The following is a 25,286-nucleotide window of genomic DNA, read 5'->3' on the forward strand; positions in this document are numbered from 1 at the left end:
TATCGCTGGCTGGCACGAACCGTGCAATCTACATTTACAGCGTAATAACTCATATTTATTAACATTATTGCTACTTTTAATTTACCGGAAGAGGTCGATATGTCTCAGTCAATTACGCGTAACCACTTTGATGAATGGATGATGCCGGTCTACGCGCCAGCGGCGTTTATTCCGGTGCGGGGCGCCGGGTCGCGGCTGTGGGATCAGCAGGGCAAAGAGTATATCGATTTTGCCGGCGGCATCGCCGTGAACGCGCTGGGGCACGCCCATCCGCGTCTGGTGCAAGCTCTGACCGACCAGGCCGGCAAATTCTGGCATACCGGCAACGGCTACACCAATGAGCCGATCCTGCGTCTGGCAAAAATGCTTATCGATGCCACCTTCGCCGACCGGGTCTTCTTCTGTAACTCCGGCGCTGAGGCCAATGAGGCGGCGCTCAAGCTGGCGCGTAAATATGCCCACGACCGCTTTGGCAGTGAAAAAAGCGGCATCGTCGCTTTCCAGAACGCCTTCCACGGGCGGACACTGTTCACCGTCTCGGCGGGCGGTCAGCCGGCCTACTCCCGGGATTTTGCCCCGCTGCCGCCGCAGATCCAGCATGCGGTGTTTAACGATCTCGAGTCGGCAAAGGCCTTAATCAATGACCAAACCTGCGCGGTGATCGTCGAGCCGGTGCAGGGCGAAGGGGGCGTGGTGCCGGCCAACGTCGAGTTTTTACGCGGCCTGCGCCAGCTTTGCGACCAGCACAACGCTCTGCTGATTTTCGATGAAGTGCAGACCGGGGTCGGGCGCACCGGCGAGCTGTATGCCTATATGCACTACGGCGTGACGCCCGATGTGCTGACCACCGCCAAAGCGCTGGGCGGCGGTTTCCCTATCGGCGCGCTGCTGGCGACAGAGGCCTGCGCCAGCGTGATGACCGTCGGTACCCACGGCACCACCTACGGCGGCAACCCGCTGGCCGGGGCGGTGGCCGGCGAGCTGCTGTCGATCGTCAACACCCCGGAAGTCCTCTCCGGCGTCAGACAGCGCCACCAGTGGTTTTGCGAGCGTCTGCAGGCGATCAACGCCCGCTATGGTCTGTTCAAGGAGATCCGCGGCCTGGGACTGCTGCTCGGCTGCGTACTGAACGACGCCTGGGCCGGGAAGGCGAAAACGCTCAGCAACCTGGCGGCGGAAGAGGGGGTGATGATCCTGATCGCCGGCGCTAATGTGGTGCGTTTTGCGCCGGCGCTGAACGTCAGTGAAGAAGAGGTGAATAGCGGGCTGGATCGCGTCGAGCGGGCCTGCGCGCGTTTCGTGGCAGGAGTCTCATCATGATGGTTATTCGACCGGTGGAGCCGGGCGATTTGCCCGGGCTGCTGAAGCTGGCAGCGGAGACCGGCGGCGGGCTGACCTCGCTGCCGGTGGATGAAGCGACCCTCGCGGCGCGGATCGCCCGCTCGCAGCAGACCTGGCGCGGCGAGCTACCGAAAAGCGAGCAGGGCTATGTCTTTGTGCTGGAGGAGAGCGAAAGCGGCGCGGTGGTGGGCATCTGCGCGATCGAGGTGGCGGTGGGGCTCAACGATCCCTGGTATAACTACCGGGTCGGCACCCAGGTCCATGCCTCGAAGGAGCTCAACGTCTATCAGGCGTTGCCGACGCTGTTTCTCAGCAACGACCATACCGGCAGCAGTGAGCTGTGTACCCTGTTCCTCGACCCGCAGTGGCGCAAAGAGGGCAATGGCTATCTGCTGTCGAAATCGCGCTTCTTATTTATGGCCGCCTTTCGCGAGCGCTTTAATGAGAAGGTGGTCGCCGAGATGCGCGGGGTGATTGACGAGCAGGGCTACTCGCCGTTCTGGGAGAGCCTGGGCAAACGCTTTTTCGCCATGGAGTTTTCCCGCGCCGACTACCTGTGCGGCACCGGACAGAAGGCTTTCATTGCCGCCCTGATGCCCAAGCATCCGCTGTATATCGATTTCCTTTCCCCTGAGGCGCAGGCGGTGATCGGCAAGGTTCATCCGCAGACCGCCCCGGCCCGGACGGTGCTGGAGAAAGAGGGGTTCCGCTACCTGAACTACATCGATATTTTCGACGGCGGCCCGACTCTGGAGTGCGACATCGACAGGGTGCGGGCGATCCGCAAAAGCCGTCTGGTGACCACCGCGGCCGGTGAAACCCCACCCGGTGACTGGCCGCTGTGCCTGGTGGCGAATGAACAGTATCACCAGTTCCGCGCTCTGCTGGTGCATGCCGACCCGGATGGCGACACCCTGACCCTCAGCGCCCGCGAACTGGATATGCTGAAGTGTCATGCCGGCGACCAGGTACGCATGGTGCGCCTGATCCCTGAGGAGAAAACCGCATGAGTCTGTGGATTAATGGCGAGTGGCGGCCCGGTCGTGGGCCAGGTTTCAGTAAACAGGATCCGGTTAACCTGAAGGTTGTGTGGCAGGGCGAAGCGGGGGATGCCGGGCAGGTTGCTGAGGCGGTGGCGGCTGCCCGCCAGGCGTTCCCGGCCTGGGCGCGGCTGCCGTTTGCCGCCCGTCAGGCGATCGTTGAAAAGTTTGCCGCCCTGCTGGAGGCCAGTAAGGCTGAGCTGACGGCGATGATCGGCGCCGAGACCGGAAAGCCGCGCTGGGAGGCGGCCGGGGAAGTGACGGCGATGATCAACAAGGTGGCGATCTCGGTGAAGGCCTACCACGTCCGCACCGGCGAACAGCACAGCGATCTGCCCGACGGCGCCGCCACGCTGCGTCACCGGCCGCACGGCGTGCTGGCGGTGTTTGGCCCCTATAACTTTCCCGGCCATCTGCCGAACGGGCACATCGTGCCGGCGCTGCTGGCGGGCAATACTGTGGTCTTTAAACCCAGCGAACTCACCCCGTGCAGCGGCGAAGCGGTGGTGAAACTATGGCAGCAGGCCGGCCTGCCCGCCGGGGTGCTCAACCTGGTGCAGGGCGGTCGGGAAACCGGCGAGGCGCTCAGCGGTCAGGCGGATATCGACGGGCTGCTATTTACCGGCAGCTCAACCACCGGTTTTCATCTGCATCGCCAGCTGGCCGGGCAGCCGCAGAAGATCCTCGCGCTGGAGATGGGCGGCAATAACCCGCTGATCGTCGACGATCCGCGGGACGTGGATGCCGCGGTGCATCTGACCATCCAGTCCGCCTTTATTACCGCCGGCCAGCGCTGCACCTGCGCCCGCCGTCTGCTGGTCCGGCGCGGCGAGGCGGGCGATGCCTTCCTCTCCCGGCTGGTGACGGTAAGCCAGCGGCTGATCCCGGCGGCGTGGGACGCCGAGCCGCAGCCGTTTCTCGGCGGGCTTATCTCTGAACCGGCCGCGCAGAAAGTGCATCAGGCATGGCTGCAGCGGGTCGCCGCTGGCGCGGTCACGCTGCTGGAGCCACGTTTATTGCAGGCCGGAACGTCGCTGCTAACGCCGGGGATTGTCGACATGAGCGACGTGGCCAATGTTGAAGATGAAGAGGTGTTTGGCCCGCTGCTTGGCGTCTGGCGCTACGACACGTTCGAGGAGGCGATTGCCTTAGCCAACGCCACCCGCTTCGGCCTCTCCTGTGGGTTAATCTCTCCGGAACGGGAGAAGTTTGATCGACTGCTGCTCGAGGCGCGGGCAGGGATAGTTAACTGGAACAAACCGCTGACCGGGGCGGCGAGTACCGCGCCGTTCGGCGGCACCGGGGCGTCCGGTAACCATCGTCCGGGGGCCTGGTATGCCGCCGATTATTGCGCCTGGCCGATGGCCAGCCTTGAATCGCCGACCCTGACGCTGCCCGCCAGCCTGAACCCGGGGCTCGACTTTCTGGTCGGGGAGGCGTCATGACCGCCCGCGAAGTCAACTTTGACGGTCTGCCCGGGCTGACCCATCACTACGCCGGGCTCTCCTTTGGCAATGAGGCTTCCACCCGGCACCGCCACCGGGTGTCGAACCCGCAGCTGGCGGCAAAGCAAGGGCTGAAAAAAATGAAAGCCCTCGCCGACGCCGGCTACCCGCAGGCAGTGATCCCGCCGCACGAGCGACCGAACGTGCCGCTCCTGCGCCAGCTGGGCTTTAGCGGCAGCGATGAGCAGGTGGTGGCCCGGGCGGCGCAGCAGGATCCGGATCTGCTGTCGGCGGTAAGTTCGGCCTCGGCGATGTGGGTGGCGAACGCGGCGACGGTCTGTCCCTCCGCCGATTCGCTGGATGGCCTGGTGCACCTGACGGTGGCAAATCTGCAGGATAAATTCCACCGCGCCAGCGAAGCACCGACCACAGAGGCGCTGCTGCAGGCGATATTCCCCGACCGCACGCGATTTGCCATCCATCCGTCGCTGCCCGCCTCGGCCTGGTTTGGCGACGAAGGGGCGGCGAACCATAACCGTCTCGGCGGCGAGTATGGCGCCCCCGGCGTCCAGCTCTTTGTCTATGGCCGCCGCCGGGGGAGCGAGGAGGCGCCGCGTCGCTATCCGGCGCGGCAAACCCTTGAGGCCAGCCAGGCGGTAGCGCGCCTCAATCAGGTCAATCCTCGCCAGCTGATCTTCGCCCGCCAGCATCCGGCGGCGATCGACACGGGGGTTTTTCATAATGATGTTATCGCGGTGAGCAACCGTCATGTCCTGTTCTGCCATGAGCAGGCCTTTGCCGACCAGACCGCGCTTCTCCAGCAGCTGGCGCAGCGGGTGCCGGGTTTTACGCCGCTGGTGGTCCCCGCCAGTCGGGTCACGGTGGCAGAGGCGGTTGCCACCTATCTGTTCAACAGCCAGCTGCTGAGCAGGGCGGATGGCAGCATGGCGCTGATCCTGCCCCACGAAGCGCAGGAGCATGCCGGCGTCTGGGAATACCTCAATGAGCTGCTGGCCGGGGACAACCCCATCGCCGCGCTACAGGTGTTCGATCTGCGCGAGAGTATGGCCAACGGTGGCGGTCCGGCGTGCCTGCGCCTGCGGGTGGTGTTGACGGCCGAGGAGTATCAGGCGGTCAATCCGCACGTCCTGATGAACGATACGCTGTTTGCCACCCTCAATGACTGGGTGGATCGCTACTATCGCGATCGCCTTACCCAGGCCGACCTCGCCGACCCGCAACTGCTGCGGGAAGGGCGTGACGCGCTGGATCGGTTGACCCAGATCCTGCAGCTCGGTTCGGTTTATCCATTTCAGCAATAAGGGGGCGCGGTGGAACATTTTCTGGCATTAACCCTGGCGGGGCGTTTGCCCCACCATTTTCACGGCGAGACAGCGCACTTTCGCTGGCACTGGTTGGGAGAGGGGATCCTCGAGCTGACGCCGCATGCGCGCTGCGAGCGCGGGCTGGTACTCTCCTGCGCCATTCATGGCAACGAAACGGCACCGGTGGAGATAGTCGACCACCTGGTGCAGCGACTGGTCCGGGAGGCACTCCCGCTGCGCTGGCGGTTGCTGGTGATCGTTGGCAACCCACCGGCGCTGCGGGCGAATAAGCGCTATCTGCACAGCGATATGAACCGGATGTTTGGCGAGCGCTGGCGGCAGTTTCCGCTCAGTGAGGAGACGCAGCGGGCGCAGCGGCTGGAGCAGGCGGTGGCCCGCTTCTATCGCGACCACGATGGTCCTCGTTGGCACCTCGATCTGCATACCGCGATCCGCGGGTCGCTACATCCGCGCTTCGGCGTGCTCCCGGCCCGCGATACGCCGTGGGAGGAGGATTTTCTTCACTGGCTGGGCGGCGCCGGGCTGGAGGCGCTGGTGTTTCATCGTCAGCCAGGCGGGACCTTTACCCACTTCAGCTGCGAACGGTTCGCGGCGCTGGCCTGCACCCTTGAGCTGGGCAAAGCGCTGCCGTTGGGTGAAAACGATCTGACGCAGTTTGCCGCCGCCGAAGGCGCGCTTTCCCGGCTGCTGGTGGGGGATCTGGCCATTGCCGACGCCCCGGCGCCGCTGCGCTACCGGGTGGTACAGCAGATCACCCGCCATAGCGATGATTTCCACTTGCATATGGCGGATCAGACGCTGAACTTCACCCCCTTCGAACCCGGCACGCTGCTGGCGGAGGAGGGCGAGACGCGGTATGTGGTGGGGCCTGAGCCGGAGTATGTCCTGTTTCCCAATCCGACGGTGGCGAAGGGACTGCGCGCCGGCCTGATGCTGGAGAAATTATCCTGAGGGCAAGCCGTCCGCCGGGCGGCCTGCTTTATTTCGCGCGTCTTTTTTCACCATCTTATTTTTTCGTGCGCCAGTGTAAATTTGCAGATTATTCCTGGTAAAATGCTTTGTTTTTAATCTCCCCTCCTTTATACTCTCCATAATTTCTCTGCAAAACAGTGGGTTATTTATTTTTTATTGCAATTCTTCGGCTAAATTCCTTATTTTCTCCATAATTGGCGAGAAACTGTTTTTTACACTTTCATTGTTTTACTCTTGCTCTGACTAATTGACGATTAACGTCGTAAAGTTAATCTCGTCAACACGGCAACGCGCCGTAAGAATAACGTAAAGTAAGGATTGAATGATGAAGAAACTCACTGCACTGTTTGTTGCCTCTACTCTGGCTCTGGGCGCGGCTAACCTGGCACACGCCGCCGATACCACCACCGCGCCGAGCGACAGCAAGCCGATGATGATGCATCATAAAGGCGGCCCGGGTCAGCATGACATGATGTTTAAAGGCCTGAACCTGACCGATGCGCAGAAGCAACAGATCCGCGACATCATGAAGAGCCAGCGTGAGAACATGAAGCGTCCGTCCCTCGACGAACGCCGCGCGATGCACGATTTGATCGCCAGCGACACCTTCGATAAGGCGAAAGCGGAAGCGCAGATCGATAAGATGGAAGCGCAGCATAAAGCGATGGCGCTGTCCCGCCTGGAAACGCAGAACAAGATCTACAACATTCTGACTCCAGAGCAGAAAAAACAGTTCAATGCTAATTTTGAGAAGCATCTGACAGAACGCAACGCGCCGGCAGGTAAAATGCCTGCACCTGCTGAATAATGTAGCGAACTGAATCAAGACCGCCGGTCTTGCCCAATAATGCCATCAGGCGTTGGGCAGGGCCGGCGGTTTTTTTATTGGTGGTTTCTCAGCCAAGCGGGTGCAGCGGATAGTGACCGCTGAGCAAAGGCTTACAGAGGATCTTGTAACCATCCTGGTCGAATCCGGCGGGCAGACGGGTCAACTCCGCGGCCTGGTCGAGCGAGTCGACGGCGCCCAGCCACAGCCAGTTATGAATGACGTGATACTGCGTCATATCCGGGCCGCGCTCCTCCAGCGCCACCGGTCCCGCCCACGGCCAGCACACCAGCTGCAGTTTACTCATCTGCGCCAGCAGGCGATCTCTGTGCGCCTCCACGCTCTCCTTTCCACAGCAGGCGCCGGCGCAGCGGCCCAGCGCGGAGCGAAAGCAGGCGCGGCCGCGGCTGAGCGGTTCCAGACCAAGCAGGCCATAACAGAGGCGCTGTTCGTCGGCAAGGCTCTGCAGCATCTGCAGCGCCGCCCGCCGGTTGGCGAACAGGCCATAGAGATGCTGCTGGTGCGAGAAATCAACCTCGCGGGCATAGACAATTTGCGGCCGGTGGTCCGCAAGTCGCCAGGCGCAGAGCTGCTTGTTACGCCGTAGCCGCTTGTTAAACAGCGGCTGCTGCTCTTTAATCAGCCGCGCCTCCAGCAGCAGCGCTCCCAGCTCGCCTGCGGTGCGCTGCCAGGTGATACGCCGCGACTGACGCAGCATCGCGGCCTCTTCGGGCGTGCGCAGGTGAGATAACACACGGCTGCGAAGGTTGACGCTCTTACCGATATAGAGCGGCATTGTGTCGCTGTCGCCGTGAAACTGATAGACGCCCGGCAGCTTTGGCAGCGCCTCCAGCCACGGGCGAAGATGTTCGGGATATTCATAGATCGCCGCCGCTTCAAACTCCAGACGCGGGGCAGATTGCTTTCTGGCCACAATAACTCCTGATACTGTCTATCTATCCAGTATAGCAGGCGGTTTTTGCGGCGAAAAGCGCAAAAAATAACCCCGGCGCGGGCCGGGGCGGGGAGGGACTATTTTTTCCAGAAATCGTCAAAGACGGTGATCGGTGGCCGACGCTTGTGTTCGGTTTTCAGATACCAGCCTTCGATCGTTTTGGCGATACTGGGATCCAGCGTTTTGCCTTCCAGATAATCGTCGATGTTCTCGTAGGTGACACCCAGGGCCACTTCATCCGGCAGGGAGGGGCGATCGTCTTCCAGGTCGGCGGTCGGCAGCTTCTTATACAGATGTTCCGGGCAGCCGAGATGGGCCAGCAGCTGTTTGCCCTGACGTTTGTTCAGGCGGAAAATTGGGTTGATGTCGGTGCCGCCGTCGCCATATTTGGTGAAGAAGCCGGTAATCGCTTCCGCCGCATGGTCGGTGCCGACCACCACCCCTTTGGTCATTCCGGCGATGCTGTACTGGGCCTTCATCCGCTCACGGGCTTTTTCGTTACCGCGAACAAAGTCGCTCAGTTCGATCCCCGCTTCGCGGAGCGCCTGTTCACTGGCCAGTACCGAGGCTTTGATATTCACCGTCAGCACCCGGTCAGGCTGGATAAAGGCGATGGCGTCCTGGCAGTCCTGCTCATCCGCCTGCACGCCATAGGGCAACCGAACGGCAATAAACTGCAGGCTGCTGTCGCCCGTTTCGGCACGCAGTTCATTAATCGCCATCTGGCACAGTTTCCCCGTCAGGGTGGAGTCCTGGCCGCCGCTGATACCCAGCACCAGCGATTTAATAAACGGGTAGGTCTGCAGGTAGGACTTCAGGAAATCGACGCTGCGGCGGATCTCGCCGGCGACATCAATCTGCGGCTTTGCGCCCAGCGCCTGAATAATCTCTTGTTGTAGCGTCATCGCGCCCTCCGAAAGTGAATCTGTTTGGCAAGCTGTTGGCTTAAAGCTACCTCTTTGCCGCTGAAACGACAAGGACCGGGGTTTTGACTGCCGGAAAAGAAGGCAATCAATGACATAGGATTTCATTATAGATGCCACTGCGCGGGAGAAACCGCCGGTCGGCAGCGGCGCGTCAATCCTGTTTACGCAATAACACAATCAGACATGATTTCGCTGTTCGGCTTGAAAAATAACACTATTTATTCCAGGCTTATCGTTACACAGTAGAAGAGAGGAACCAAAATGAACAAAAGCTTAGCAGGAATACTGGGCGTCACCGTCGCGTTAACCTTACTGGCGGGCTGTACCGCTTACGATCGTACCAAAGACCAGTTTACCCAGCCGGTGGTGAAAGATGTGAAGAAAGGGATGTCGCGTCAGCAGGTGATGCAGATCGCTGGCAAACCTTCAACGGAAGTGACCATGGTTCATGCCCGCGGCACCTGCCAGACCTACATCCTCGGTCAACGGGATGGTAAAGTAGAGACCTACTTTGTGGCCCTCGACGACACTGGCCATGTGATTAACTCCGGCTACCAGACCTGCGCCGAGTATGATACTGACCCGCGCAACGCCAAGTAAGCTTCCTACTGTTTACTGAGCCCTACGTAAGCCCGACCACTGGTCGGGCTTTTTTGTGAGTACTGATGCTTATTTAATTGCGCGAATTATTTGGGTGAAAATGTGAGGGTAGTCAAAACCAGAGGTCAATGAGAGACAATTCTGTTCAACAGCGAATTATCCTGGCGGCTCAGCTTGCCGTATACTCAACCCATAAACAGAATTAACCGGATGTTACCAGTCTTACCGGCTCTCAGCGGTTGCTGAAGGCCCTGGTCTCACACATTGAGGAAGCGTTCATGGAAAAGAAACACATTTATCTCTTCTGCTCGGCAGGCATGTCTACATCACTGCTGGTCTCCAAAATGCGCGCGCAGGCAGAAAAATACGAAGTCCCGGTCATTATTGAAGCCTATCCCGAAACCCTGGCAGGTGAAAAGGGACCGGAAGCCGACGTGGTATTATTAGGACCACAAATTGCGTATATGTTACCGGAAATTCAGCGCCTGCTGCCGAATAAACCGGTAGAAGTCATCGATTCTCTTCTGTATGGCAAGGTGGATGGTTTAGGTGTATTGAAAGCCGCCGTCGCGGCCATTAAGAAAGCTGCAGCACAATAATTTTAACTTTTAAAACTCGATGTATTTTGACGCCTGGCGGCACCCTGTTGCCGGACGTCAAAAAATAAAGAGTTTATTTTCCCGTCAAAGAGTAATTTCATACATCATCGCCGTAATAGTTTATTGCGGCTTTTAAGGGTATTGACTATGAGTAAAGTGATCGACTCGCTTGAAAAGGTACTCCTTCCTTTTGCAGTGAAAATAGGAAAGCAGCCGCATATTAATGCGATTAAAAACGGATTTATTAAGTTAATGCCGTTGACCCTCGCCGGGGCCATGTTTGTATTAATTAACAACGTTTTTCTGAGCTTCGGCGAAGGCTCTTTCTTTTATTCTATGGGCATTCGACTGGATGCCTCCACCATTGAAACCTTAAACGGCTTTAAGGCTATCGGCGGGAACGTCTATAACGGTACCCTCGGCATTATGTCGCTGATGGCGCCGTTCTTTATCGGCTCCGCGCTGGCGGAAGAGCGCAAAGTCGACCCGATGGCCGCGGGCCTGCTGGCTGTGGCGGCCTTCATGACCGTGACCCCTTATAGCGTGGGCGAAGCCTATGCGGTGGGCGCCAACTGGCTGGGCGGGCAGAACATCATCTCCGGGATGATTATCGGTCTGGTGGTCGCGGAACTGTTCACCTTCGTGATCCGTCGTAACTGGGTGATCAGACTGCCGGACAGCGTGCCAGGGTCAGTATCGCGCTCTTTCTCCGCGCTGATCCCGGGCTTCTTGATCCTCTCTATCTTCGGCATTATCTCGTGGGCCCTGTCGAGCTACGGCAGCAACTTCCACCAGATCATCATGGACTCGATCTCCACGCCGCTGGCGGCGATGGGCAGCGTGGTCGGCTGGGCATACGTTATCTTTAACTCCCTGCTGTGGTTCTTCGGTGTGCACGGTTCCCTGGCGCTGACGGCGCTGGATAACGGCATCATGACCCCGTGGGCGCTGGAAAACATCGCGCTGTACAACCAGTACGGCTCGGTTGATGCGGCTATCGAAGCAGGCAAACAGTTCCACTTCTGGGCCAAGCCGATGCTCGACTCCTATATCCTGCTGGGTGGCTCCGGGGCAACGTTGGGTCTGATTATCGCCATCTTTATCGCTTCCCGTCGCGCTGACCATCGTCAGGTGGCGAAGCTGGCACTGCCGTCAGGCATCTTCCAGATTAACGAACCGATTCTGTTTGGTCTGCCGATCATTATGAACCCGGTGATGTTTATCCCCTTCGTGCTGGTCCAGCCGATTCTGGCAGCCATTACGCTGGCGGCTTATAGCCTGGGGATTATCCCTCCGGTGACCAACCTGGCGCCGTGGACCATGCCGACCGGTCTGGGAGCGTTCTTTAACAGTAACGGCAGCGTGGCCGCCCTGCTGGTAGCCCTGTTCAACCTTGGCGTCGCGACTCTGGTCTACCTGCCGTTTGTGGTGCTGTCGAATAAAGCGCAGACCGTCATCGAGCAGGAAGAGAGCGAAGAAGACATCGCTAACGCACTGAAATTCTGATACCGCGCGGTACGGGCAGTGCCCCGTACCGCCTGATAAATGAGGGAAATATTATGTTTGATCTGGACAACATCGACGCGGTAGAAACCCCAGAAAATGACCTCGAAGAGGTGGTGATGGGGTTGATTATCAACTCCGGACAGGCCCGCAGCCTGGCCTATGGCGCGCTGAAGCAGGCGAAGCAGGGCGATTTTGCCGCGGCGAAAGCGATGATGGAGCAGTCGCGCCAGGCGCTGAGCGAGGCGCATCGCGTGCAGACCCAGCTTATCGAAAGCGATGAAGGCGAAGGAAAAATGAAGGTCAGCCTGGTGCTGGTGCATGCTCAGGACCATCTGATGACCTCGATGCTGGCCCGTGAGCTGGTCGCCGAATTGATTGAGCTGCACGAGAAGGTACAATAGGCCATCGCGACGATGAGGCAGCCCAGGATGATGACCACCGAGATCAGTACCGCCAGAGAACAACAGCTGTTCAACGGGAAGAACTTTCATGTGGTCATCTATAACAAAACGGAAAGCGTGAGCGGGCTTCACCAGCATGATTACTACGAATTTACCGTGGTATTAACCGGGCGCTATTACCAGGAGATCAATGGCAAACGGGTGCTGCTGGAGCGCGGGGATTTCGTCTTTATCCCGATGGGGTCGCACCACCAGAGCTTTTACGAATTTGGGGCGACGCGCATCCTTAACGTCGGCATCAGCAGACGCTTCTTTGAGAAACATTATCTGCCGCTGCTGCCGTTTGGCCTGGTGGCCTCCCAGGTTTACGCCGTGCAGAGCGCTTTTCTCGGCTACGTTGAGTCGGTCATCGCCTCACTCAATTTTCGCGAAACGGAATTTGACGAATTTATCGAGCTGGTTTCCTTTTATGTCATTAACCGTTTACGCCACTATCGCGAAGAGCCGGTTGCCGATGTTATTCCGCAATGGCTAAAAAATACCGTTGAGGCCATGCACGATAAGCTGAAATTCGGTGAGGGCGCGCTCGAGAATATGGTTCGTCTCTCGGGAAAAACGCAGGAATATTTAACCCGGGCGACCCAGCGCTATTATGGTAAAACGCCGATGCAGATAATTAATGATATCCGTATTAACTTTGCCAAAAAGCAGCTGGAAATTACCAACTATTCGGTGACGGATATTGCGTATGAATCCGGGTACAGTAGTCCGAGCCTGTTTATTAAAACCTTTAAAAAACTGACGTCGTTTACGCCGAGCAGTTATCGCAAACATTTGACCAGTATTAATTAAACCCGCGCGGTTTTAGCCGCCAGGTTTATACCGTAAATCATTCAAATTAACTGTCCGCATTGTTGCGGAGAGCGGCCTGCGTCCAGGCGTAGCGCCCAAGGGAGAAAAAGATGAGCCAGAAATTAAAAGTAGTCACTATTGGCGGCGGCAGCAGCTATACCCCGGAATTACTGGAAGGCTTTCTGAAACGTTACCATGAACTGCCGGTCACTGAACTGTGGCTGGTGGATGTGGAAGAGGGCCAGGAGAAGCTCGATATTATCCATGCGCTGTGCGAGCGGATGGTGGAAAAAGCCGGCGTGCCGATGAAGGTCTATAAAACGCTGGATCGCCGTGCGGCGCTGCAGGGCGCGGATTTTGTCACCACCCAGCTGCGCGTGGGCCAGCTGAAGGCGCGTGAAAAAGATGAGCGTATTCCGCTGAGCCACGGCTACCTGGGCCAGGAGACCAACGGGGCGGGTGGGCTGTTTAAAGGGCTGCGCACCATCCCGGTGATTTTCGATATCGTAAAAGATGTGCAGGAGATTTGCCCGGACGCGTGGATCATCAACTTCACCAACCCGGCGGGCATGGTCACCGAGGCGGTCTATCGCCACACCAGTTTCAAACGCTTTATCGGCGTGTGCAACATTCCTATCGGCATGAAGATGTTCATCACCGACGTGCTGCAGCTCAGCCCGAGCGATGAGCTGAATATCGACCTGTTCGGTCTGAATCATCTGGTGTTCGTCCACGACGTGCTGGTTAACGGCGTCTCGCGCTTCGATGAACTGCTGGACGGCGTGGCCTCTGGCCGTCTGACCGCGAACTCGGTGAAAAATATTTTCGACCTGCCGTTTAGCGAGGGGCTGATCCGCTCCCTGCGCCTGATCCCATGCTCCTATCTGCTCTACTACTTTAAGCCAAAAGAGATGCTGGCGATTGAGATGGGCGAGTACTATAAGGGCGGCGCGCGCGCCCAGGTGGTGCAGAAGGTGGAGAAACAGCTGTTCGAGCTATATAAAAATCCAGATCTCAAGGTTAAGCCGAAGGAGCTGGAGCAGCGCGGCGGCGCCTATTACTCCGATGCCGCTTGCGAAGTGATCAATGCTATCTATAACGACAAGCAGACTGAGCACTATGTGAATATCCCGCATCATGGCCACGTGGATAATATCCCGGCGGACTGGGCGGTCGAGATGAGCTGCACCTTAGGTCGCGACGGCGCGAAGCCGACGCCGCGCATCACCCATTTCGATGAGAAGGTACTGGGGCTTATCTACACCATCAAGGGGTTCGAAGTGGCGGCCAGCCAGGCGGCGATCAGCGGCGAGTTGAATGACGTGCTGCTGGCGCTGAACTTAAGCCCGCTGATCCATTCCGATCGTGACGCCGAGCAGCTGGCGCGGGAGATGATTCTGGCCCATGAGAAATGGCTGCCGAACTTTGCGGCGACTATCGAAAAACTGAAATCTTAACAGGAGCGGCCAATGGAACGCGTATTGATCGTCAATGCCGACGACTTCGGCCTCAGTAAAGGGCAGAACTACGGCATTATCGAGGCCTGCCGCAACGGCGTGGTGACATCGACCACGGCGCTGGTCAACGGCGCGGCCATTGACCACGCCGCCCAGCTAAGCCGCAGTACCCCGGAGCTGGCGGTCGGCATGCACTTTGTGCTTACGCTGGGCGAGCCGCTGTCGGCCATGCCGGGATTAACCCGCGAAGGCCGGCTGGGCAAATGGATCTGGCAGCAGGCAGAAGAAGGTCGCCTGCCGCTGGAGGAGATCGCCCACGAGCTGGCGTGTCAGTACCGTCGTTTTGTCGATCTCTTCGGTCATGAGCCGACGCATCTCGACAGCCACCACCATGTGCATATGATCGCCCCGATCTATCCCATCGTGGCGGCCTTTGCCCGCGAGAAGGGTATCGCGTTACGTATTGACCGCCAGGTGGCGGCGCAGAGTGGGCTCGATCAACAGGCGGCGCGCAGCAGCGCAGGCTTCAGCAGCGAGTTTTACGGCGAAGCTGTCTCTGAGGAACTGTTTCTGCAGACGCTGGATGCCTCAATCGCCCGCGGGGAGCGTTCCCTGGAGGTGATGTGTCATCCGGCTTTTGTCGATCAGACCATTATGGGCAGCGCCTACTGCTACCCGCGGCTGGGTGAGCTTGATGTGCTGACGTCTGCCGCGCTGAAAGCGGCGGTAGCCGACCGGGGTTATCGTCTGGGAACCTACCGCGACGTGTAAGCCCGATGGGGGAAAGGGAAAGTGAATCAAGCCCGGCACCGTGTGCCGGGCTTTTTACTACGCCGGAATAGCGGCGATTTTTGGACTTCTCGACCACACGCGATGCGCCGTCATCAGGGCGAGCAGTGTGTCCGCCGCTGGCGTGTCGAGAGCATCGGTGACGATGACCCCCTCTTCACCCTGGGCTGGGACCTGCAGAACGGACGTCAGCTGTCGCGCATCCCCTGCCAGCAGGATCGGCTTCAGATGCTTATAGGCTTCCAGCAGGTAATAGCGCGCGTCGCCGCTCTGGCTCAGGGCGCTGAGGTCGCCGCCAGGCACCACTACCGCATCCACCGTCAGCGATGGGGAACCGGCGAAGGTGCCGGCGATCGGCAGGGGAGAGCCATCGTCGGCGATGACTTCGCCCATCCGCGAGTAGAGCAGCTTGCTGTGCACGCCCTGGGCCTGCAGTGCCTGCAGGAGATGGACCAGATCCTGCGCCGAGGTGCGTTCGTTGAGCAGGACGGCCACTACACGGCCTTTCACATCCCCTTCGGCGTCGGCGTAGAGGCTGAGGCTGGGGTCTTTCTCCACGCCGTTGACCGGGGAAGGCAGGGTAATGTTACGCTGATCGTCGCTCAGTTCGATACCTAAGTTCGCCCCGACCGCTTCCGCCAGCTTAGTATCAATGTGGGCCAGATGATCGACCACCCGCTCGCGGATCCAGGTGCGGACCACTTTGCTGAGTTCAAAGCTGAAACCATCGATAATATGCTGCTGCTCAATCGGCGTCTGGCTCAGCCAGAACAGACGCGGCTGGGCGTAATATTCGCCGAACGAAGGGCTGCGCTGGCGGATTTTTTCGCCGTCGACGCGCTCGGCGAGGGACTCAAAGCCGCCGCGTTTGGCCGCTGGCGGCGTCTCGCGCGGCCAGTTGTCGTTAATGGAGTTGGGCTCATAGTTGGCCGGATTGGTGTCAATGTCCATCCGGTGCATCCCGTCGCGCTGGAAATTGTGATACGGGCAGGTTGGACGGTTGATGGGGATTTCATGGAAGTTCGGCCCACCCAGGCGGCTAATTTGCGTGTCGGTGTAAGAGAAGAGGCGCCCCTGCAGCAGCGGATCGTTGCTGAAATCAATGCCCGGTACGATATGCCCGGGATGAAAGGCCGCCTGTTCGTTTTCGGCAAAGAAGTTGTCCGGATTGCGGTTGAGGACCATCTTGCCAACCCGTAAGACCGGCACCAGCGCCTCGGGGATCAGCTTGGTGGGATCGAGCAGATCGAAGTCAAAATCAAACTCGTTCTCCTCGGGGATGAGCTGCAGGCCAAGCTCAAATTCCGGGTAGTCCCCGGCTTCGATGGCCTCCCACAGGTCGCGGCGATGAAAATCGGGGTCGCGACCGGTCAGCTTCTGCGCTTCATCCCACACCAGCGACGCCTTGCCGGCGACGGGTTTCCAGTGGAAGCGAACGAAGGTGGCTTTGCCCTCGGCGTTGATCAGACGGAAAGTGTGGATCCCAAAGCCTTCCATGGTGCGATAGCTGCGCGGGATGCCGCGATCCGACATCGCCCACATCACATTGTGCAGCGTTTCCGGTTGCAGGGAGACATAGTCCCAGAAAGTATCGTGGGCGCTCTGTCCCTGCGGGATGGCCCAGTGAGGCTCAGGCTTCACGGCGTGGACAAAGTCGGGGAACTTCATCGCGTCCTGGATGAAGAAGACCGGTGTGTTGTTGCCGACCAGGTCAAAAATCCCTTCGTCAGTGTAAAACTTGGTAGCGAAGCCGCGAATATCGCGGACGGTGTCCGCCGACCCCGCGCCGCCCTGCACGGTGGAGAAGCGCACAAAGACCGGGGTGATCTTATCGGCTGCCGAGAGAAAATCGGCTTTGGTCAACGCTGTCAGGCTTTTGTAGGGCTGGAAGTAACCGTGGGCGGCAGAGCCGCGGGCATGAACGATACGCTCCGGAATTCGCTCATGGTCAAAGTGGGTAATCTTCTCCCGCAGAATAAAATCTTCCAGCAGCGTTGGGCCGCGGGCGCCGGCGCGCAGCGAATTCTGATCGTCGGCAATACGTACGCCCTGGTTGGTGGTCAGCGGATAGTCTTCTCCGCCTTTACGCTGCGGCTCCAGGGCGTCAAGTTTGCTGCTGTGGGTTTCCGGTGCTTTCAGGCTACCAGGGGCGGTCGGTTCGGCGCCTGGGGCGGTGGGTTTCGGCGTGGGGCGCCACTCCTGGTCATCCGGCGCCAGCGAGTCGAGCCCCGGTTTCGCTTCCTCGCTGTCGTGGACCGGTGCCTGCTGGTGGTGAGGGTTTGGGTGCTTATCAGACATTACTCGTCTCCTGCTTTCATTGCTAAAAGTGGTCGTTGATAAACCAAAACCCTTCTAACTATAGAACATTACGCTGCCTGCGCTCGGCGCAGGGGCAGGGAGTTATCCTAAAATGCGCATCGGCGGCAGGGGGGCGACGAACGGGCCCACAATCGGCTATGATAGAGGTTTCTGTTTCCCGCTCTGTTTAGTGAATCCATTTGTTATGAAACCATTGCGCCAACAAAATCGCCCTGTCATTAGCTACGTGCCGCGCGTGGAGCCTGCGCCTCCGGAACATGCCGTGAAAATGGACCATTTTCGCGATGTCTGGATTTTGCGCGGGAAGTATGTCGCCTTTCTGCTGATGGGGGAGCATTTTCGCCGCTCGCCAGCGTTCAGCGTGCCGGAGTCGGCCCAGCGCTGGGCTAACCAGGTGCGTCAGGAAGGTGAGATTGAAGCCTGAGTCTGCTGCAGAAATAAAAAAACCGCTGATAATCAGCGGTTTTTTTGTGCTTACCGTTTAGCGATGCGCCAGCTCGGCCTCTTCTTCGCTATCGAAAATCGACTTGTCGGTCTGGCGCAGCCACTGGCTGGTCAGGGTCCCGGCGGTCATTGAGCCGTTAACGTTCAGTGCGGTACGCCCCATGTCGATCAGCGGTTCGACGGAGATCAGCAGCGCTACCAGGGTCACCGGCAGGCCCATCGCCGGCAGAACGATTAGCGCGGCGAAGGTGGCCCCGCCGCCCACCCCGGCGACGCCCGCCGAGCTGACGGTGACGATGCCCACGAGGGTGGCAATCCACATCGGATCCAGCGGGTTAATGCCCACGGTCGGCGCGACCATGACTGCCAGCATGGCCGGGTAGATGCCGGCGCAGCCGTTCTGGCCGATGGTGGCGCCAAAGGAGGCGGAGAAGCTGGCAATCGACTCCGGTACGCCGAGACGACGGGTCTGCGCTTCCACGTTCAGCGGAATCGACGCGGCGCTGGAGCGGCTGGTGAAGGCGAAGGTGATCACCGGCCAGACTTTACGGAAGTACTTCAGCGGGCTGATGCCGTTAATCGCCAGCAGCAGGCCGTGGACGACAAACATAATGCCCAGCGCAATGTACGAAGCTACCACGAAGCCGCCAAGTTTGATGATGTCCTGCAGATTCGACCCGGCAACCACTTTGGTCATCAGGGCCAGTACGCCGTAAGGGGTCAGCTGCATCACCAGACGAACCAGCTTCATCACCCAGCCCTGCAGGGTATCGATGGCCGTCAGCACGCGCTGGCCTTTTTCCACATCCTCTTTCAGCAGCTTAAGCGCTGCCACGCCGAGGAATGCCGAGAAAATGACGATACTGATGATGGAGGTCGGGTTAGCCCCGGTCAGGTCAGCAAACGGGTTCTTCGGCACAAAGGAAAGGATCAGCTGCGGTACGCTGAGATCGGCCACTTTTCCCACATAGTTGCTCTGGATGGCGTTCAGACGGGCTGTTTCTGCGCTGCCCTGAACCAGACCCTCGGCGGTGAGGCCGAACATATTGGTCACCAGCACGCCAACCAGCGCAGCGATAAGCGTGGTGAACAGCAGAGTGCCGATGCTCAGGAAGCTGATTTTTCCCAGCTGAGAGGCATTATGCAGCCTGGCCACCGCGCTCAGGATCGAGGCGAAGACCAGCGGCATCACAATCATTTGCAGCAGCTGGACATAGCCATTACCGACGATATTGAACCACTGGATGGAATCCTTCAGCACCTGGCTGTCAGAACCGTAGATCAGCTGCAGCGCCAGACCAAAGACCACACCAATGGCCAGACCAACCAGCACTTTCCTGGCCAGGCTCCACTGTTTATGGCGAGTTTGCCCCAGCGCAAACAGTAATACGGCGAACACGACTACGTTCGCTATTAATGGAAAGTTCATCCCCGTTCTCCTGATATTTTTATAACCTGGGCTGGTGGATAACCAGCTCTTATGACGGCAAGGTTAGCAGAAGGCGTTATCAAGGACTTATATTCAAATGGAATGGGTTATAACCAAATGGTGTTTTCCGGCGGTTTATCGGCCACTCTGATGACTAATGAAGCGATTGAAGGTGATTTGCAGGGAATTGATCACTCCGGAAGACCAGCGTATTGCGCTGTTGTCCGCCAGCGTCTGCGGCATCCAGACGGCATAGACGAACAGCGCCATGCATAAAGCGCGCTCCAGTTGGTTACCCTTGCGCGGCGCGAGGATCGGCAGCCGGAAGCGCCAGCGGCAGGGCCACAGCAGCGGCACCCCGGCGGGGGTGAGCATATCGGCGAGGATGTGGCTGAGATAGCCCAGCACCAGCCCCTGGAGGGCGTCCGCCGGGACAATCCAGCTGTCAGGCACTTTCAGATAGAACAGCGTCAGCGCGCCAAAGACGGCCAGCAGGCTGTGGGTAAAGCCGCGGTGGCCAAAGGCCCGCGCCACGGGCTTTGAGATCCAGCTCAGCCGCTGGCCGAGAAACGACTTAGGGTGATCGATATCCGGCAGCAGGCAGGTCAATACCGCAGAGGGCACAATATGCCACCAGTCGCCCTGCGCCAGCACCGGCGTTAACTCTGCGTTTTTGGCAAATACTGCGCAGGCGATTGAAAAGAAGAGATGGCCTTCCGCCGTCATGATAACACACCCTAAACTGTCGATTCATACAGTATAGGGTTTTTATACAGTGTACGGAAGAGGTGACGGTGTAACTCTTTGTCACAAATTCTCAGCGTGCCAGCCACCCGCCATCGACGGCCAGGGTATAGCCGTTAATATAGTCGGCGGCGGCCGAGGCGAGAAACACCACCGGCCCCTGCAGGTCTTTGGGTTCTCCCCAGCGACCGGCGGGAATGCGCTCGAGGATCGCCTGGTTACGTTCTTCATCTTCGCGCAGCGCCTGGGTGTTATTGGTGGCCATATATCCTGGCGCAATGGCGTTGACGTTGATGCGTTGGCCGGCCCATTCGTTGGCCAGCAGACGGGTCAAACCCAGCACGCCGCTTTTCGAGGCGGTGTAGGAGGGGACGCGGATCCCACCCTGAAACGAGAGCATCGAGGCGATGTTAATGATTTTGCCGCCATCGCCCTGGCGAATGAACTGCCTGGCGACCGCCTGGCTGAGAAAGAAAACCGCTTTTAGATTCAGATCGATCACCGCGTCCCAGTCGCTTTCCGTGAAGGTCAGGGCATCATGGCGGCGGATAATCCCGGCGTTATTGACCAGAATATCGACCCGACCCATCGCCGCGACCGCCTGGTCGACCAGCACGCTCATCTCATCCTGAAGGCTAAGATCCGCCTGAATGGCATGAAAGCGGCGACCCAGCGCCTGAACCTGTGCTGCCGTGTCATGGGGAATTTTACGGTTGATGCCGACGATATCGCACCCGGCCTGCGCCAGGCCCAGCGTCATTCCCTGTCCCAGTCCGGTATCGCAACCGGTCACGATGGCGACCTTACCCGTCAGGTCGAAGGCGTTCAGTACCATATTCACCTCTGTCAGCTGATCTTCAGGCGTACGATGACGCCACCTGTGACCAGCATAGAGGCAGGAAAACAAAATTACAATTAAAATGAAACAGTGTTTTGGTTTTATTGCCGGCGGCGTGACAGCGATCGCGTCACCCGCCAGCGGCCTTACCCGAGCAGGGCTTCGGCGGTCAGGGCCTGCAGTGACGGGAGCTTGACGTCCGCCAGCACGAAGCGCGGGTCGCGGCTGTTCTCCGCTTCCGGTACCACGATAGCGCGCATGCGCGCGGCTTTGCTGGCGATCATGCCGTTGACCGAATCCTCCAGCGCGACGCAGCGCTGCGGGTCGACTCCCAGGGCAGCGGCGCAGTTGAGGTATACCTGCGGGTGCGGTTTGCTCCAGGGCAGATGTTCCGCGGAGGCGAGCGCATCAAACTGGTCACGCAGTTCGAACATGTTGAGCACTTTCTCCAGCATCACCAGCGGCGAGGCCGAGGCCAGGCCCACCTTCAAGCCCTGCGCTTTACACAGGGCCACCGCCTCGCGTACGCCCGGTAGCAGCGGGCGTGAGGCTTCCACCAGCTCGATGGCCCGGCGGATAATGCGCGCGGTGGCTTCTGCGCGATCGACGCCGTGCCACGGCTGCTGGGCATACCACAGATCCACCACAAGGTCGATTCGCAGACCAAGCAGGTCGGGCAGTTCATCGCGGCGGCGGGTATCCACCCCCAGGCTTTCCATGACCTCGACCTCCGCCTGATCCCAGAGCGGCTCAGAGTCAATCAGCAACCCGTCCATATCAAAAATCGCGGCCTCAATGCGGCGCTTCGCTGACATATGTCCTTCTCCTGTTGCGTAATCAGATAAACGAATCGGCATTCATGGTATATCATACCGCGCGTTATTGGGCGAAATTCGCCGTGGAAGATAGACTTATACCCGACACATTCGGGTCAGCGAGGAGCGCCTGCGCCACGCAACAGGCGGCAGGCGAATCACCAACGCGTCTTTAACAAGGGGAACTCATGACGTACCAACAAGCTGGACGCATAGCGGTTATCAAACGCATTTTGGGATGGGTCATCTTTATTCCCGCCGTGCTGTCGACGCTGATTTCTGTCCTCAAATTTATGTATGAGCACAGTGAAAAGAAACCCGGCATTGACGCGGTAATGATGGATTTTGCGCATGTCATGATTGAGATGATGCGCTTTAACACGCCGTTCCTGAACTTTTTCTGGTACAACTCGCCGCTGCCGGATTTCCACCACAGCCTGAACATCGGCTTCTGGATCATCTTCATTCTGGTTTTTGTCGGCATGGCGCTGCAGGCCTCCGGCGCGCGGATGGCGAGGCAGGCGAAATTTCTTCGCGAGGGGATTGAGGATCAGCTGATCCTCGAGCAGGCCAAAGGCGCAGAAGGGTTATCCCGTGAGCAGCTCGCTGAGCGGATCGTGGTACCGCGCCATACCATCCTGGTGCAATATTTCCCGCTGTATGTGCTGCCGGTGATCGTGATTATTATCGGCTACTTCTTCTTCTCGCTGCTGGGCTTTCTGTAAGCCAGGTGCCCGGTTAGCCGGGCACCATATTATTCTGCCGGCAGAGCCCGCGGTTTACCCTGATTATCGACGGCAACGTAGATAAACAGCGCTTCCGTCGCCTTATAGCGCTGGCCAATCGGTTCAGAAGAGACTTTTTTCACCCACACTTCGATGTTAATCGTCACTGAGGTGTTGCCGCGCTTCACGCAGCGGGCGTAGCAGCACACCACGTCGCCGACGGCCACCGGGCGTAAAAAGGTCATCCCATCCACGCGCACGGTCACCACGCGACCCTGAGCGATCTCTTTGGCCATGATGGCGCCCCCGATATCCATCTGCGACATCAGCCAGCCGCCAAAAATATCCCCGTTGGCATTGGTATCCGCCGGCATCGCCAGGGTGCGTAAAACCATTTCGCCCTTCGGGGCAAGATCTGTAGTTGTCATGCTCTACTCTGTTGTGGTCAAAGACGATCAGCGGGATGCTACTATGAAAACGGGGCGGAGAGAATAGGGGAAAGCGCCCGCAGAGGCGGGCGCGGCACTTCAGAAGGAGAGGGTAACGCCGGCATAATACGCGCGGCCAGGCTCATTGTAGGTCGAGGCGCCGGCGTTTTCGCGATACAGTTGTTTATCAAATAGATTACTTATTCCGGCATTCAGGCGAATATCCCGGTTTAGCTGATACTGAGTACCAATACCCACGATGGAATAGGCGCCAACCTCGGTGGTGGCAAGGGTCCCGGTTTCGTTGCGGATCTCCGCATACTGACGCGGCTTCTGACGGCCATAAAGCGTCCAGTTCACATTCGCAGACAGGGCGTCGTTTACCTGCCAGTCGAGCATCGTGTTAACGGTATATTTCGGGATAACCGACAGCGGGTTGCCAGTCTCTTTACTTTCAGATTTGAGCATCCAGGTGGCATTGGTCCGCCAGCTGAGGACATCTCTCAGCACCGGGATCAGCAGATTTCCTTCCAGCCCCTCGACCACGGCTTTGCCGCCGTTCTGCCACTGCAAAATATTATTGCCGCTGGAGGTATAGCCCAGTACCTCTGTTCCGGAGACGATTTTGTTTTTGTAATCGTTGCGAAACCAGGTGACTCCGGCAGCGTAACCATTAAGGTTGAATTCGATACCGATCTCTTTGTTAATACTGATCTCCGGATCGAGGTCAGGGTTGCCCAGCAGATAGCAGCTGCCTTCAGCGATAGTGTTCGGACAACCGTTGCCGCGGGTGGAGAGCAAATAGCCTTCACTGGATTGATAGAGGTTAGGCGCTTTAAACACGCGCGCGATACCGGCCTTCAGCGTGAACATATCGCTCAGCGCCTGAGACAGATTGAGGCTTGGGCTCCAGTTGCTGCCAAACTGATTATGATAATCGAAGCGGATGCCGGGGATCAGGTTGGTGCCAGGCACGGCTTCGATATTATCTTCCAGATAGATACCGGTGAGGGTGGCGCTGTTTTTGGTACTACGTTGCGTAGGGTCGCCCGAGGTCCCAGGGATAGTCTCGCCGTTGCTGTTAGTGGCCTGCATTGATGCCGGGTCGTCGAGCTGATCATGGTTCCATTCCATTCCCAGCGTCAGCGTCTGGTCCGCCAGCCAGAAGAAAGGCACATTGAATTCCGAGGTAGTACGCCAGGATTCCAGACGGCTGGTGGCATAATCCTCACTGTTGATCATGCCCTCGACGCGGCCGGTGGAGCCTTCCTGCAGGCGGGTATTGTTGGTTTTCTCGTAGTAAACACCGGCTTTGGACTGGCCCCAATCCCATAGACCGTTGTAGGTCAGTCCCCAGGACTGGCGATAGAGGCGATTAGTTTCGTGGCCGTACAGGGAGTCCACCAGCCCGTTCGGGCTAAGATTGCCGTTGCTGTACTGGGTATCACCAGCATAGATATTCCCCTGGCGACTATAGGCGTAGCTGAAATCGAGGATCTGTTGCGGGGTCATTTTCCATGACAGCAAGGCGTTAATATCTTTATTGCGTACCCCTTCGCGCCCCGCAGCGTAAGAGCCGTTTTGCGCATGGTTAATATCCCAGGCGTCGGGTTCCGTTTTATTGATATTGCCATACAGGCGCATCGTCAGCGCTTCCCCGGCCAGTGGGCCGCTGAGATTGAAGTTAGCGCGATTGGTCGTGCCTTCCTTGTTGTTTTCCGGCTGGTTGGTAAAGAAAGACAGCGAACCGTGCCAGTTGTTGGTCGGGCGTTTGGTAATGATATTGACCACTCCGCCCGCCGCGCCGGAACCATAGCGCGCGGCTGCCGGACCGCGGAGAACTTCAATCCGTTCGACCATCTCTGCAGGTACCCAGTTGCTGTCGCCCCGGGTATCGCGTTCACCGCGCCAGCTATAGCGAACCGCGTTACGTGACGTGACCGGTACCCCATCTATCAGGATCAGGGTGTTCTCCGGCCCCATGCCGCGGATATCAATCTGGCGGTTGTTGCCCCGACTGCCGCTGGCGCTGTTGCCGATCAAGTTCACCCCGGGCATTTTACGGATGATGTCTGAGAGATCGTTGACCGGCGGCTGCTTAGCAATATCATCTGCCGTGATAATCGACACCCCGGGCTGTTGCTTAAGCACCTCTTCCGCCGTACTGCGCACAATCATCGTTTCGGTATCTTGTTCTGATTCTTCAGCAAAGGCGTTAGGAGCGAGGAGACTGGATATGACCAGCGCCAGGGTCGTGGGGACAGAATATTGCGGCGATCTCATGTAAATATCCTTTTTAAAGCAATGCAAAATGAGATCGAGAATATTAATGATAACCATTATCATTACAATGTAATGAGATGAATCTCCATAAAATCCTCACAATTACCGCAACTTTTTATGCAGTTGAGAGAAATCGTGAAGAGAGCCTGCACAGTGTGGCCAGGAAGCTGTCAGCGTATGCGCTGAGGTTGTGTGGTTGCAGGGAA

At 58.3% G+C, this 25,286-nt stretch carries 25 protein-coding genes; 16 read left to right on the forward strand and 9 right to left on the reverse strand.

Translation table 11 applies throughout. From position 1 onward, the window contains the following. The first annotated feature begins 99 nt into the window (after window positions 1–99). From NKJ21_RS01465 to spy, 6 genes are all read left to right on the forward strand, one after another. Complete coding sequence (locus NKJ21_RS01465) at window positions 100–1,320, forward strand: aspartate aminotransferase family protein (RefSeq protein ID WP_032754078.1); 1,221 nt, start codon at window positions 100–102, stop codon at window positions 1,318–1,320. Next, window positions 1,317–2,351 (forward strand): arginine N-succinyltransferase, encoded by a 1,035-nt coding sequence (gene astA / locus NKJ21_RS01470; protein ID WP_239270286.1) that lies wholly within the window; start codon window positions 1,317–1,319, stop codon window positions 2,349–2,351. The genes NKJ21_RS01465 and astA overlap by 4 nt, the downstream gene beginning before the upstream one ends. Further along, on the forward strand, window positions 2,348–3,826 hold the full coding sequence (gene astD, locus NKJ21_RS01475) for a succinylglutamate-semialdehyde dehydrogenase (protein ID WP_032739633.1): 1,479 nt from the start codon (window positions 2,348–2,350) through the stop codon (window positions 3,824–3,826). Before astA ends, astD begins: the two co-directional genes overlap by 4 nt. Continuing rightward, on the forward strand, window positions 3,823–5,148 hold the full coding sequence (gene astB / locus NKJ21_RS01480) for an N-succinylarginine dihydrolase (protein WP_117128385.1): 1,326 nt from the start codon (window positions 3,823–3,825) through the stop codon (window positions 5,146–5,148). The genes astD and astB overlap by 4 nt, the downstream gene beginning before the upstream one ends. A gap of 9 nt (window positions 5,149–5,157) precedes the next feature. Next, window positions 5,158–6,123 (forward strand): succinylglutamate desuccinylase, encoded by a 966-nt coding sequence (astE, locus tag NKJ21_RS01485; protein WP_022065123.1) that lies wholly within the window; start codon window positions 5,158–5,160, stop codon window positions 6,121–6,123. Window positions 6,124–6,466: 343 nt separating this feature from the next. Next, window positions 6,467–6,952, forward strand: coding sequence for an ATP-independent periplasmic protein-refolding chaperone Spy (gene spy / locus NKJ21_RS01490; protein WP_008807744.1), 486 nt, complete (start codon window positions 6,467–6,469; stop codon window positions 6,950–6,952). A gap of 88 nt (window positions 6,953–7,040) precedes the next feature. Here spy and cho read toward each other — a convergent pair whose 3' ends face one another. Then, complete coding sequence (gene cho, locus NKJ21_RS01495) at window positions 7,041–7,904, reverse strand: excinuclease Cho (protein ID WP_032730128.1); 864 nt, start codon at window positions 7,902–7,904, stop codon at window positions 7,041–7,043. 98 nt (window positions 7,905–8,002) lie between these two features. After that, the gene (nadE, locus tag NKJ21_RS01500; RefSeq protein WP_008807746.1) at window positions 8,003–8,830 is read right to left on the reverse strand and encodes an ammonia-dependent NAD(+) synthetase; all 828 of its coding nucleotides are present in this window, start codon (window positions 8,828–8,830) and stop codon (window positions 8,003–8,005) included. Between the two features lie 282 nt (window positions 8,831–9,112). On the opposite strand from nadE, the gene osmE reads away from it, so the two are divergent. The 8 genes from osmE (at window position 9,113) to chbG (ending at window position 15,037) form a co-directional block, all read left to right on the forward strand. Beyond that, window positions 9,113–9,451 (forward strand): osmotically-inducible lipoprotein OsmE, encoded by a 339-nt coding sequence (gene osmE / locus NKJ21_RS01505; protein WP_008807747.1) that lies wholly within the window; start codon window positions 9,113–9,115, stop codon window positions 9,449–9,451. 278 nt (window positions 9,452–9,729) lie between these two features. Continuing rightward, on the forward strand, window positions 9,730–10,050 hold the full coding sequence (gene chbB / locus NKJ21_RS01510) for a PTS N,N'-diacetylchitobiose transporter subunit IIB (RefSeq protein WP_002901547.1): 321 nt from the start codon (window positions 9,730–9,732) through the stop codon (window positions 10,048–10,050). A 19-nt stretch (window positions 10,051–10,069) separates the two neighbouring features. Beyond that, a complete protein-coding gene (locus tag NKJ21_RS01515; protein ID WP_012542074.1) occupies window positions 10,070–10,186 on the forward strand; it encodes a hypothetical protein in 117 nt (38 codons plus the stop codon). Window positions 10,187–10,197: 11 nt separating this feature from the next. Then, entirely contained in the window at window positions 10,198–11,556 is a 1,359-nt protein-coding gene (gene chbC, locus NKJ21_RS01520; protein ID WP_008807749.1) for a PTS N,N'-diacetylchitobiose transporter subunit IIC, read from the forward strand. Between the two features lie 53 nt (window positions 11,557–11,609). Next, window positions 11,610–11,957, forward strand: coding sequence for a PTS N,N'-diacetylchitobiose transporter subunit IIA (gene chbA / locus NKJ21_RS01525; protein ID WP_004140356.1), 348 nt, complete (start codon window positions 11,610–11,612; stop codon window positions 11,955–11,957). Between the two features lie 27 nt (window positions 11,958–11,984). After that, a complete protein-coding gene (gene chbR / locus NKJ21_RS01530) occupies window positions 11,985–12,809 on the forward strand; it encodes a transcriptional regulator ChbR (RefSeq protein WP_012968458.1) in 825 nt (274 codons plus the stop codon). A gap of 110 nt (window positions 12,810–12,919) precedes the next feature. Then, window positions 12,920–14,266, forward strand: coding sequence for a 6-phospho-beta-glucosidase (locus tag NKJ21_RS01535; RefSeq protein WP_032739635.1), 1,347 nt, complete (start codon window positions 12,920–12,922; stop codon window positions 14,264–14,266). 12 nt (window positions 14,267–14,278) lie between these two features. Beyond that, complete coding sequence (gene chbG / locus NKJ21_RS01540; RefSeq protein ID WP_012542072.1) at window positions 14,279–15,037, forward strand: chitin disaccharide deacetylase; 759 nt, start codon at window positions 14,279–14,281, stop codon at window positions 15,035–15,037. A 57-nt stretch (window positions 15,038–15,094) separates the two neighbouring features. On the opposite strand, the gene katE is transcribed toward chbG, so the two are convergent. Next, window positions 15,095–17,353, reverse strand: a complete 2,259-nt coding sequence (gene katE / locus NKJ21_RS01545) for a catalase HPII (RefSeq protein WP_023322420.1) — start codon at window positions 17,351–17,353, stop codon at window positions 15,095–15,097. A gap of 205 nt (window positions 17,354–17,558) precedes the next feature. On the opposite strand from katE, the gene cedA reads away from it, so the two are divergent. Further along, a complete protein-coding gene (gene cedA, locus NKJ21_RS01550; RefSeq protein WP_004151919.1) occupies window positions 17,559–17,798 on the forward strand; it encodes a cell division activator CedA in 240 nt (79 codons plus the stop codon). Between the two features lie 57 nt (window positions 17,799–17,855). Here the strand turns inward: cedA and NKJ21_RS01555 are convergent, their stop codons facing one another. The 4 genes from NKJ21_RS01555 to hxpB form a co-directional block, all read right to left on the reverse strand. Then, window positions 17,856–19,247 (reverse strand): L-cystine transporter, encoded by a 1,392-nt coding sequence (locus NKJ21_RS01555; protein WP_008807755.1) that lies wholly within the window; start codon window positions 19,245–19,247, stop codon window positions 17,856–17,858. A gap of 135 nt (window positions 19,248–19,382) precedes the next feature. After that, entirely contained in the window at window positions 19,383–19,973 is a 591-nt protein-coding gene (locus NKJ21_RS01560; protein WP_002901611.1) for a metal-dependent hydrolase, read from the reverse strand. 91 nt (window positions 19,974–20,064) lie between these two features. After that, complete coding sequence (kduD, locus tag NKJ21_RS01565; protein WP_032730134.1) at window positions 20,065–20,826, reverse strand: 2-dehydro-3-deoxy-D-gluconate 5-dehydrogenase KduD; 762 nt, start codon at window positions 20,824–20,826, stop codon at window positions 20,065–20,067. Window positions 20,827–20,975: 149 nt separating this feature from the next. After that, a complete protein-coding gene (gene hxpB, locus NKJ21_RS01570; RefSeq protein ID WP_012968454.1) occupies window positions 20,976–21,644 on the reverse strand; it encodes a hexitol phosphatase HxpB in 669 nt (222 codons plus the stop codon). 188 nt (window positions 21,645–21,832) lie between these two features. Here hxpB and NKJ21_RS01575 point away from each other — a divergent pair, with 188 nt between their 5' ends. Further along, window positions 21,833–22,369 carry a YniB family protein gene (locus NKJ21_RS01575; protein ID WP_008807758.1) on the forward strand — a complete coding sequence of 179 codons (537 nt, stop codon included), beginning with the start codon at window positions 21,833–21,835 and terminating at the stop codon, window positions 22,367–22,369. A 29-nt stretch (window positions 22,370–22,398) separates the two neighbouring features. Here NKJ21_RS01575 and yciA read toward each other — a convergent pair whose 3' ends face one another. Both yciA and NKJ21_RS01585 read right to left on the reverse strand, forming a co-directional pair. Further along, entirely contained in the window at window positions 22,399–22,797 is a 399-nt protein-coding gene (gene yciA / locus NKJ21_RS01580) for an acyl-CoA thioester hydrolase YciA (protein ID WP_008807759.1), read from the reverse strand. 99 nt (window positions 22,798–22,896) lie between these two features. Then, window positions 22,897–25,080, reverse strand: coding sequence for a TonB-dependent siderophore receptor (locus NKJ21_RS01585; RefSeq protein WP_032755624.1), 2,184 nt, complete (start codon window positions 25,078–25,080; stop codon window positions 22,897–22,899). Between the last annotated feature and the right edge of the window lie 206 nt (window positions 25,081–25,286).

The organism is Klebsiella sp. SWET4 (assembly GCF_024296565.1).
Taxonomy (GTDB): Bacteria; Pseudomonadota; Gammaproteobacteria; order Enterobacterales; family Enterobacteriaceae; genus Klebsiella; species Klebsiella variicola.